We start from the raw sequence: 10,387 nt of genomic DNA, 5'->3' as shown, positions 1-10,387 counted from the left end.
GTCCGGGTGGGAACGGCCGGAGTCCGGGTGGGGACGGCCGTAGTCCGGGCGAGGACGGTCGGAGTCCGGAGCGACCCCCGGAATATTTGAATCCGGTATTCCTATTACCTACGCTGGCGGTATGCGGCTGCTGCGCTCCACCGACATGGCGCTGCGCGTCCTGATGCGGCTCGCCGTCGCCGGCGAGACGAGCCCCACGACCCGGGAGGTCGCGGCGGACATGGGCGTGCCGTACCCGCCTGCCGCCAAGGTCGCCGCCGAACTCCAGCACCGCGGCCTGGGGGAGACCCGCCGCGGCCGCGGCGGCGGACTGAGCCTGACGGAGGCGGGCCGCGGCGCGTCGGGCGGCAGGATCGTACGGGCCCTGGAGGGCGAGGGCGACGTCGCCGACTGCGAGGGCGCCACCCCCTGCCCGCGGAACGCCGACTGCCGGCTGCGCGGCGCCCTGCGGCGCGCCCAGGAGGCCTTCTACGCCAGCCTCGACCCGCTCACGGTCGCCGACATGGTCGCGGCCCCGACGGGCCCGCTGCTGCTCGGCCTGCCGAGCGCCCGACGGGCGTCCTGAGCCGGCCGGCGCCTCTCACCCCACCGCTCCCGCACCGCACGGCCGGGACCCGAGGACGACGAAGAGCCGGCCGGGGCGGGGATCCGCCTCGGCCGGCTCGTACGGCGCGCAGCCGCGCCGGGTCGGCCCGTCTGCCTGGTCGGGCCACCTGCCGGATCAGGCCGCCTGCCGGGCCAGCCACAGGTCGGGGCCGAAGACCTCGTAGTGGATGTCGGCCGGGGCCACGCCCTTGGCGAGGAGCTGCTCGCGCACCGCGCGCATGAAGGGCAGCGGACCGCACAGGTAGGCCTGCGTGCCCGAGGCCACCGGCACGTCGGAGAGGTCGGCCAGGCCGGGCCGTCCGGCGTCCGCTGCGTCCTGCTCGTAGAAGAAGACCGTCTCGGCCTGGGACAGCTTGGCCGCGTAGGCCAGGTGGTCGGCGCGCAGCGCGTGCGTGGCGGGCGAGCGGTCGGCGTGCACCACGGTCACCGGGGCGCTGTGGCCGGTGAGGGCGAGCTGCTCCAGCATGGCGATCATCGGGGTGACGCCGATGCCGGCGGAGGCCAGCAGCAGCGGCGCCGTGGTGTCCTCCAGGACCAGGTCGCCGTACGGGGCGGACAGCTGCAGGATGTCGCCCTCGCGCACGTGGGCGTGCAGGTGGTTGGAGACCTCGCCGTCGGGGGTCGTGGCGTCGCCGGTCACCCGCTTGACGGCGAACTGCCGCACCGGGGAGCCGGGGGCCGCGGTCAGGCTGTACTGGCGGATCTGCCGGGCGCCGTCCGCGAGGGTGACGCCGACGGAGACGTACTGGCCGGCGCGGTAGCCGGGCACGGGGCCGTCGTCGACGGGGCGCAGCTTGAAGGTGGCCACGTCGGCGGTCTCCTCGATCCGCTCGACGACCTTCCACTCGCGCCAGCCGGTCTGCTCGCTCTGCGCGTACAGCCGCTTCTCGATGGCGATGAGGGCGTTGGCCATCAGCCAGTAGACCTCGGTCCAGGCGGCGGCGACCTCCTCGGTGACCGCGTCGCCGAGGACCTCGGCGATGGCGGCGAACAGGTGCTCGTGGACGATCGGGTACTGCTCCGGGACGATGCCGAGCGAGGCGTGCTTGTGCGCGATGCGCTGGAGCATCAGGTCGGGGCGCTGGTCGGGGTTGTCCACCAGGTGGGTGGCGAAGGCGGCGATGGAACCGGCGAGGGCCTGCTTCTGGGCGCCGGAGGCCTGGTTGCCGCGGTTGAACAGGTCGCGCAGCAGCTCGGGGTGGGCGTCGAACAGCTTGGCGTAGAACAGCTCGGTGATCTCGCCGATGGCCGCGCCGACGGCCGGCAGGGTGGCGCGGACGGTGGCCGCTGACGGTTCGGACAGCATCGTGGAACTCCTCGAAGGCTCGCTCGCTCGTCTGATCACCACGGTAGGTAAATATGAATTTGAGATGCAAATTAAACGGGCGTGGTGTCGCTCACGCCTCCTTCGCATCCCGCCCACACCCCGCACACAGGAAAGCGGCCCGGATGCCGTCCGGCCATTACGAGCGCGCCGTCCAGGGGGCAAGATGGGCGGCAGGGCAGCACACCCGCGCCTGAGCACACCCGCGCGCGGCCGCGTCCGCCGCATCCCCGGCGTTCCGGCCGCGGACAGCCGGCGGATCAAGGTCCGCAACGCGCGCGAAACCGTGGTGTGGTGTGATGCTCAGGTGCCCGACCGCCTTCCGCGCCTCGCGGACCCGGGCGGCCTGACCAGCAAGGATGGGGAAGCGGAAGATGGACAAGCAGCAGGAGTTCGTGCTCCGGACGTTGGAGGAGCGCGACATCCGGTTCGTACGCCTGTGGTTCACGGACGTGCTGGGCTTCCTGAAGTCGGTCGCCGTGGCCCCCGCCGAGCTGGAACAGGCCTTCGACGAGGGCATCGGCTTCGACGGCTCGGCCATCGAGGGCTTCGCCCGCGTCTACGAGTCCGACATGATCGCCAAGCCGGACCCGTCGACGTTCCAGATCCTGCCCTGGCGCGCCGAGGCCCCCGGGACCGCCCGGATGTTCTGCGACATCCTCATGCCGGACGGCTCCCCCTCCTTCGCCGACCCCCGCTACGTCCTCAAGCGGGCCCTGGCCCGCACCTCCGACCTGGGCTTCACCTTCTACACCCACCCGGAGATCGAGTTCTTCCTGCTGAAGGACCGCCCGCTGGACGGCTCCCGCCCGACCCCCGCCGACAACTCCGGCTACTTCGACCACACCCCGCAGGCCATCGGCATGGACTTCCGCCGCCAGGCGATCACCATGCTGGAGTCGATGGGCATCTCGGTGGAGTTCTCCCACCACGAGGGCGCGCCCGGCCAGCAGGAGATCGACCTGCGCTACGCCGACGCCCTGTCCACGGCGGACAACATCATGACGTTCCGCCTGGTCATGAAGCAGGTGGCGCTGGAGCAGGGGCTGCAGGCGACCTTCATGCCCAAGCCGTTCTCGGAGTTCCCCGGCTCCGGCATGCACTCGCACCTGTCCCTCTTCGAGGGCGACCGCAACGCCTTCTACGAGTCCGGCGCCGAGTACCAGCTCTCCAAGGTCGGCCGCTCCTTCATCGCGGGCCTGCTGCGCCACGCCGGCGAGATCTCCGCGGTCACCAACCAGTGGGTCAACTCCTACAAGCGCATCTGGGGCGGCTCCGAGCGCACCGCCGGCGCCGGCGGCGAGGCGCCCTCCTACATCTGCTGGGGCCACAACAACCGCTCGGCCCTGGTCCGCGTCCCGATGTACAAGCCCGGCAAGACCGGCTCGGCCCGCGTCGAGGTCCGCTCCCTGGACTCGGGCGCGAACCCCTACCTGGCCTACGCCGTCCTGCTGGCCGCCGGCCTGAAGGGCATCGAGGAGGGCTACGAGCTCCCGCCGGGCGCCGAGGACGACGTGTGGGCCCTGTCCAACGCCGAACGCCGCGCCATGGGCATCGAACCCCTCCCGCAGAACCTCGGCGAGGCCCTGTCCCTCATGGAGAACAGCGACCTGGTCGCCGAGACCCTCGGCGAGCACGTCTTCGACTTCTTCCTGCGCAACAAGAAGCAGGAGTGGGAGGAGTACCGCAGTGAGGTCACCGCGTACGAGCTGCGCAAGCACCTGCCGGTGATGTAGGCGCGGGCCGGGCGCCCTTTCGCCGTCGGAGGCGAAGGGGCGCTCAGCCGAGGAACGCCGGGGAGACCGCGGCGGTGGTCAGGCGCCGGGGTGTCCCCGTGCCGTCCGCGGGGATCTCGTACAGGTCGGCGCCGTAGTCCCCGGGGAGGGCGTACACCAGGGTCCGCGTGTCCTTCCACACCGCCTGGTCGTCGACGCTCCTGCGCTCCGCGAGCGGGGTCTCGCGCAGGGTGCGCAGGTCCAGGACGTACAGGCGCCAGGGGGCGTCCTTCGGCAGACCCGGCACGCGCTTTTTGAAGGCGATGCGCGTGCCGTCGGGGGAGAGGGAGGGGCACTCGACGTTCGTCCGCACCGTGGTGACCGTTTGTGTGCGCAGGTCGCCCCGGACGAGGTAGGTCTTGCCCTGCGTCGCCAGGGTGGCGTAGAAGGTGCGGTCGTCCGCGGCGAAGGTCACGCCCCAGAAGTTCACGTCCGGGGAGGTGTAGCGGCGGCCGTCCTTGACGATGGCGAAGCTCTCCAGGCTCGGGATCAGCCGGCCGGTGCGGACGTCGACGATCGCCGCCCGGGTGGAGAAGTTCGTGCCCGCGTAGGAGTCGCCGCCCACGAACGCCGTCCAGGCCGCGAAGTGACCGGTGGGCGAGACACGGGCGCGGGAGGGGATGCCCGGGACGTCGTAGCGCCGCCGCTCCTTGAGGCGGGCGTCGAGGATCAGCGCCCGGTAGGTGTCCGAGACGGGTCCGTGCACCGCCTGCAGGCACACTCCCGTGCCCGCGGCGGCGTAGAACCGCAGGCACTTGACGCCCGAGGCGGTGCGCGGGGCGGCGGGGGAGGAGGCCGGGACGGTGACGATCTCGTCGCGGTGCGGGCCCCACGCCATGCTGCGGAAGACCATGCGGTTCGGTTCCGTGCGGCCCTGTTCCGTGCGGCCCTGTTCCGTCAGGCTCACCGCGCCCGGCGTGACCTCGGGGCCGCCCGACTGGACGCGGTCGCGGCGGTCCGCGCGGGCGGTCGCGTGCAGGACGGAGGTCACCGCGACCGCCGCCAGGGCGAGCACCGCGGTCAGCAGGACCAGCAGCCGTGCGCGCACCGTCGTGCGCGCGCCCGCCGTCGTGCCCGCGCCTGCCGTCGTGTCTGCGCCTGCGGTCGTGTGTGCGCGTCCCCTCATGCCGGTGCCGTGCCTTTCGTGGTCGGGCGGAGGATCAGGGTGCAGGCGGCGCACAGCGCCAGCGCCACCGTCGATGCCGTCAGCGCCGTACGGTCGCCCCACACCGTCCAGGCGGCCCCGAACGCCAGGGAGCAGGCGAAGCGGGCCACGGCCTGCCCGGTCTGGACGACGGCCAGGCCGGAGGAGCGCAGGTGCGCCGGTACGCCGTCGCTGGCCGCCGCCATCAGCACGCCGTCCGTGGCCGCGTAGAAGCCGCCGTGCAGGAGCAGCACCGCGTACGGCAGCGCCGTGCCGTGCCAGGAGGTGAGCAGCAGGGCGTAGGCGAGCAACAAGGCGCCGTGGCCGGCCAGGAAGATCCGCCACCGGCCGATCCGGTCCGCCAGCCGGCCCAGGGGCACGGCCAGCAGCAGGAAGGCCGCCGCCGTGCCCAGGGGCAGCAGGGCGAACCAGCGGTCGGGGACGCCGAGGCGCCGTTGCAGCAGCAGGTACACGAAGGAGTCGCTGACCGTGGCCAGTGAGAGCACCAGGACCAGCACCGCCACCGCGGCGACGCAGAAGCTCACCGTGAACACCGCGTCGTAGCCGTCCACCGTGACCCGCAGGATCCAGAACGCCACCAGCGGGCCGAGCACCGCGCGATGGACACCGCCGGCGCGCTGCTCGGCCCGCTGGTGGCGTTCTGGATCCTGCGGGTCACGGTGGANGGCGGCGCGCAGGGTGGGGCGCGGGGCGGGGTCCGGGCCCGAGCCGCCGGTTTGGGCGTGGGTGCCCTCGTCCGGGTGTGGCGCCCCGGTGTCCGGGCCGGGCCCGTCGCCCGCGTGCGACGCCCGTGCGGGAGCGCCGCCCGGGACGAACAGCACCAGGACCAGCACCGCCACCGCGGCGACGCAGAAGCTCACCGTGAACACCGCGTCGTAGCCGTCCACCGTGACCCGCAGGATCCAGAACGCCACCAGCGGGCCGAGCAGCGCGCCGGCGGTGTCCATCGCGCGGTGCACGCCGAAGGCGCGGCCACGGGTCGCAGGGGTGCTGGACAGCGAGATGAGCGCGTCGCGCGGCGCGGTCCGCAGGCCCTTGCCGGTGCGGTCCGCGGCCAGGATCACCCCGATGGGCGTGAGGCTGTGCGCGACCAGGAGCAGGGGCTTGCACAGCGCGGACAGGGCGTAGCCCAGCCCCGCCACCGCCTTGTGGCGGCCGCCGCCCCGGTCGGCGAGATGCCCGCCGGCCAGACGGACCAGCGCCGAGAAACCGTTGTAGACGCCGTCGAGCAGGCCGAAGCCCAGCGGGGACAGGCCCAGCCCCGTCACCAGGTACAGCGGCAGCACCGCCGTCACCATCTCCGAGGACACGTCGGTGATCAGGCTGACCGTGCCGAGGGCGAGGACCGTGGGGGCGACCGCGGCACGGCGCCGCCCGGACCGGAGCCGGGCGGCGCCCTGCGCGGACGCCGGCGCGTCGGGGGCACCCGGGGTGCCCGCGCGGCTGTCCGCGACGTACACGTCAGGACGCCCAGACGCCGGTGATGTCGTGGGCGGAGGCGGCGTTGCCCGCGTGGCTGCCCAGGCCCTGGGTGTCCTCCAGGGTGCGCAGCAGGTCGTAGTGGTTGTACGTGGTGGAGCTGCTCGACCCGGGGGTGACCGGCTGGCCGTACAGGACGGTGGGGATGCGGTTGCCGCTGAGCCTGTCGTCCTCGTCGAAGGTGACGACGAGCAGGCTGTTGTGGGTCTTGGCCCAGGTCGCGTACGCGCCCAGGTTGTTCTTCAGCCAGGTGTCGCCCGTGGAGACCGAGCAGTCGTGCATGTCGCTGCACAGGTTGGGGATCACGAAGGACAGCTGGGGCAGGGTGGAGTAGTCCGTCGGGAACTGCGCGAAGGTCTTCGCCGACGAGGTGGGCACGTTGCTGAAGCCGAACCAGGGGTTGTGCTTGCGGGCGTAGGTGCCGCTGCTGCACGTGGTCGAACCCTGGCTGGGCAGCGACTCGTTGTAGCTCGCCCAGGTGCGGCCCGCGGCGAGCTGCTCGGAGGCCAGGTTGGGGGCCGAGGAGAAGCCGGGGGTGTAGCAGCTGTCGTCGGTGATGCCCTGGGTGGAGCCGGAGAACAGCGCGAAGTAGTTCGGCTGGCTCGGGTGGGTCTCGGCGTAGAACTGGGTGAGGTTGGCGCCGCCGGATTTGAGTGAGTGGAGGTACGGGGCGCTGGAGGAGCCGATCACCTGGCCGTAGGCGTGGTTCTCGAAGACCACGACGCCCACGTGGTCGGGGGTCGGCCCCCCGGTGGCGGCCTGCGCGGACGAGGGGTTGCCCAAGCCGGCCCACAGGCCGACGGCGCCCGCCGCGAGGGCGAGCGCGGACGCCAGGGCGGTGCGTCCGCGGCGGAACACGGATGTGCCGGTGCTGCCGGACACAGGGACCTCCGGTGGTGAGGATGTGCGGGACGGGGACGACCGTGCAGCGGGAGCATGCACACGACAAGCAGGTTTCGCGTCGCGTTCCGTGGTGCGCCGGATGAAGAGCGGATGAACGGCCGGGGCGGCGGGCCCGTGCCGTACGTCTTCGGAGCCGGTGCGTGTGTGTGCGGTTAGGCTCTGGCGGAGGACGACTTATCCGACGGGAGGCCGGGGATGACGGCGCCGGGGCGCAGGAGCAGTACCTTCACACGGCTGCTGCGGCACGGCTTCACCGATGCCTCCGCCGCCGAGCGGCTGCTGGAGAGTCCCGAGCTGGCGCCCATAAGGAACGACCCGGTGCTGCTGGAGGCGCTGGGCGCCACCGCCGACCCCGACCTCGCCCTGCACGGCCTGGTCCGGCTGCTGGAGGCACAGCCCACGCCGACCGCCCGGCGGGAACTGCTCGACACCCTGATAGCGGCCAAGCCGCTGCGGGACCGGCTGCTCGGCGTGCTCGGTGCCTCCGCCGCCCTCGGCGACCACCTGGCCCGGCACGCCGGCGACTGGCACACCCTCGTCACCTACGAGCCGCGCGACCTGCACCCGGGCGTGGCGGAGTTCGAACGCGGACTCGCCGACGCCGACGACCCCGTCTCGCTGCGCGTCGCCTACCGCCGCTGCCTGCTGTCCATCGCCGCCCGCGACGTGTGCGGCACCATCGGCGTCGCCGAGACCGCCGCCGAGCTGGCCGACCTCGCCACCGCCACGCTGCGCGCCGCGCTGCGCATCGCGAGCGCCGCCGCGCCCGAGGACGCCGCGCTGTGCCGGCTCGCCGTGATCGCCATGGGCAAGTGCGGCGGCCACGAGCTGAACTACGTCTCCGACGTCGACGTCATCTTCGTCGCCGAACCCGCCGACACCGACGGCGGTGAGCCCGGCGACGAGACCAAGGCGCTGCGCGCCGCCACCCGGCTCGCCTCGCACCTGATGCGGATCTGCTCCGAGACCACGGTGGAGGGGTCCATCTGGCCCGTCGACGCCAACCTGCGGCCCGAGGGGCGCAACGGGCCGCTGGTACGGACGCTGAGCAGCCATGTCGCCTACTACCAGCGGTGGGCCAAGACCTGGGAGTTCCAGGCGCTGCTCAAGGCCCGCCCGGTCGCCGGGGACGCCGACCTGGGCCGGCGGTACGTCGACGCGCTCGCCCCGCTGGTCTGGCAGGCCGCCGAGCGGGAGAACTTCGTCGCGGACGTGCAGAAGATGCGCCGCCGCGTGGTGGAGAACATCCCCGCCACCGAGGTCGAGCGGGAACTGAAACTCGGTCCCGGCGGCCTCAGGGACGTCGAGTTCGCCGTGCAGCTGCTCCAGCTCGTGCACGGCCGGGCCGACACCACGCTGCGCAGCGGCACCACGCTCGACGCCCTGCAGGCGCTGGCCGCGGGCGGCTACGTCGGCCGCGCCGACGCCGAACAGCTCGGCGAGGCCTACCGCTTCCTGCGCTTCGTCGAACACCGCATCCAGCTCTACCAGCTGCGCCGCACCCACCTGCTGCCCGAGGACGAGGCCGGCCTGCGCCGCCTCGGGCGTTCGCTGGGCCTGCGCGCCGACCCCGTCGCCGAACTCACCCGCGAGTGGCGCCGGCACACCGGCGTCGTACGGCGGCTGCACGAGAAACTGTTCTACCGGCCGCTGCTCGACGCCGTCGCCCAACTCGCCCCCGGCGAGGCCCGGCTGAGCGCGGAGGCGGCGCGCGAGCGGCTGGTCGCGCTCGGCTACGCCGATCCCGCGGCGGCCCTGCGGCACCTGGAGGCGCTGGCCTCGGGCGTGACGCGCAAGGCGGCGATCCAGCGGACCCTGCTGCCGGTGCTGCTGGGGTGGTTCGCGGACTCCGCCGACCCCGACGCCGGACTGCTCAACTTCCGCAAGGTCTCCGACGCGCTCGGCAAGACCCCCTGGTACCTGCGGCTGCTGCGGGACGAGGGCGCCGCCGCCGAGAACCTCGCCCGGGTGCTGTCCGCCGGGCGGCTCGCGCCCGACCTGCTGATGCGGGCACCGGAGGCGGTCGCGCTGCTCGGCGACGGCAGCGGGGACGGCGGCGGACTCGCGCCGCGCGGGCGCCCCCAGCTGGAACAGGAGGTGCTGGCCGCCGTCGGGCGGGCCGAGAGCGCCGAACAGGGCGTCACGGCGGCGCGCGGGGTGCGGCGCCGGGAACTGTTCCGTACGGCCGCCGCCGACATCGTCGGCTCCTACGGCACCGAGACCCGGCCCGCCGTGGCCGACCAGGGCGCGCTCGTCGACCGGGTCGGCGCCGCGGTGTCCGACCTGACCGCGGCGACCCTGGCGGGCACGCTGCGGGCGGTGGTGCGCGAGGTGTGGGGGGACACCCTGCCCACCCGGTTCGCGGTCATCGGCATGGGGCGGTTCGGCGGGCACGAGCTGGGCTACGGCTCGGACGCGGACGTCCTGTTCGTGCACGAGCCGCGGGACGGGGTGGACGAGCGGGAGGCCGGCCAGGCCGCGAACCGGGTCGTCGCCGAGATGCGGCGGCTGCTGCAGGTGCCGAGCGCGGACCCGCCGCTGCTGATCGACGCCGACCTGCGGCCCGAGGGCAAGTCCGGGCCGCTGGTGCGGACGCTGACGTCGTACGAGGCGTACTACCGGCGGTGGTCGCTGGTGTGGGAGTCGCAGGCGCTGCTGCGGGCGGAGCCGGTGGCCGGGGACGCGGACCTCGGGCGGCGGTTCGTGGAGCTGATCGATCCGCTGCGGTATCCGCGGGGCGGGCTCAAGGACGACGCGGTGCGCGAGATCCGGCGGCTGAAGGCGCGGATGGAGGCCGAGCGGCTGCCGCGGGGGGCCGACCCCAAGCTGCACGCCAAGCTGGGGCCGGGCGGGCTGTCCGACGTGGAGTGGACCGTGCAGCTGCTGCAGTTGCGGCACGGGGCCGAGGTGCCCGAGCTGCGGACCACGCGGACGCGGGCCGCGCTGGCGGCGGCGCGGGCGGCCGGGCTGGTCTCGGAGGAGGGCTGGGGCGTCCGGGCTCGAGGGCGGGGCGGTCGCCGGGGGGGACCGGGGGGGAGGGGCATCTGTTCCGTCGGCCCCGGGAAGAAGAGCTCGGGGGTGTTGCCGACAGAGGGCAGGGTGTGTCCCAGGCGCTGTCGCAGCCCCGGCCTGCAC

General features: G+C 73.6%; 7 protein-coding genes. 3 read left to right on the top strand and 4 right to left on the bottom strand.

The features are described 5' to 3' along the window. The first annotated feature begins 121 nt into the window (after positions 1 to 121). Positions 122 to 565 (top strand): Rrf2 family transcriptional regulator, encoded by a 444-nt coding sequence (locus tag GV126_RS10610; protein WP_159664733.1) that lies wholly within the window; start codon positions 122 to 124, stop codon positions 563 to 565. 156 nt (positions 566 to 721) lie between these two features. Here GV126_RS10610 and GV126_RS10605 read toward each other — a convergent pair whose 3' ends face one another. Next, positions 722 to 1,912 (bottom strand): globin domain-containing protein, encoded by a 1,191-nt coding sequence (locus GV126_RS10605; RefSeq protein WP_159664731.1) that lies wholly within the window; start codon positions 1,910 to 1,912, stop codon positions 722 to 724. 392 nt (positions 1,913 to 2,304) lie between these two features. Between GV126_RS10605 and glnA2 the strand changes: the two genes are divergently transcribed. Beyond that, positions 2,305 to 3,666 (top strand): gamma-glutamylpolyamine synthetase GlnA2, encoded by a 1,362-nt coding sequence (gene glnA2 / locus GV126_RS10600; protein ID WP_028422389.1) that lies wholly within the window; start codon positions 2,305 to 2,307, stop codon positions 3,664 to 3,666. 43 nt (positions 3,667 to 3,709) lie between these two features. On the opposite strand, the gene GV126_RS10595 is transcribed toward glnA2, so the two are convergent. From GV126_RS10595 to GV126_RS10585, 3 genes are all read right to left on the bottom strand, one after another. Further along, positions 3,710 to 4,831 carry a TolB family protein gene (locus tag GV126_RS10595; RefSeq protein ID WP_236569944.1) on the bottom strand — a complete coding sequence of 374 codons (1,122 nt, stop codon included), beginning with the start codon at positions 4,829 to 4,831 and terminating at the stop codon, positions 3,710 to 3,712. Then, on the bottom strand, positions 4,828 to 6,330 hold the full coding sequence (locus tag GV126_RS10590; RefSeq protein ID WP_159664729.1) for an MFS transporter: 1,503 nt from the start codon (positions 6,328 to 6,330) through the stop codon (positions 4,828 to 4,830). Before GV126_RS10590 ends, GV126_RS10595 begins: the two co-directional genes overlap by 4 nt. Before the next feature lies 1 nt (position 6,331). Continuing rightward, the gene (locus GV126_RS10585) at positions 6,332 to 7,231 is read right to left on the bottom strand and encodes an alkaline phosphatase family protein (protein WP_159664727.1); all 900 of its coding nucleotides are present in this window, start codon (positions 7,229 to 7,231) and stop codon (positions 6,332 to 6,334) included. Between the two features lie 216 nt (positions 7,232 to 7,447). Here GV126_RS10585 and GV126_RS10580 point away from each other — a divergent pair. Beyond that, the coding region (locus GV126_RS10580) for a bifunctional [glutamine synthetase] adenylyltransferase/[glutamine synthetase]-adenylyl-L-tyrosine phosphorylase (protein ID WP_236569943.1) at positions 7,448 to 10,387 on the top strand (2,940 nt) is incomplete at its 3' end.

Origin of the sequence: Streptomyces mexicanus (assembly GCF_902506575.1) — a bacterium.
Taxonomy (GTDB): Bacteria; Actinomycetota; Actinomycetes; order Streptomycetales; family Streptomycetaceae; genus Streptomyces; species Streptomyces mexicanus.
This window is presented reverse-complemented; position numbering and strand designations above follow the sequence as displayed.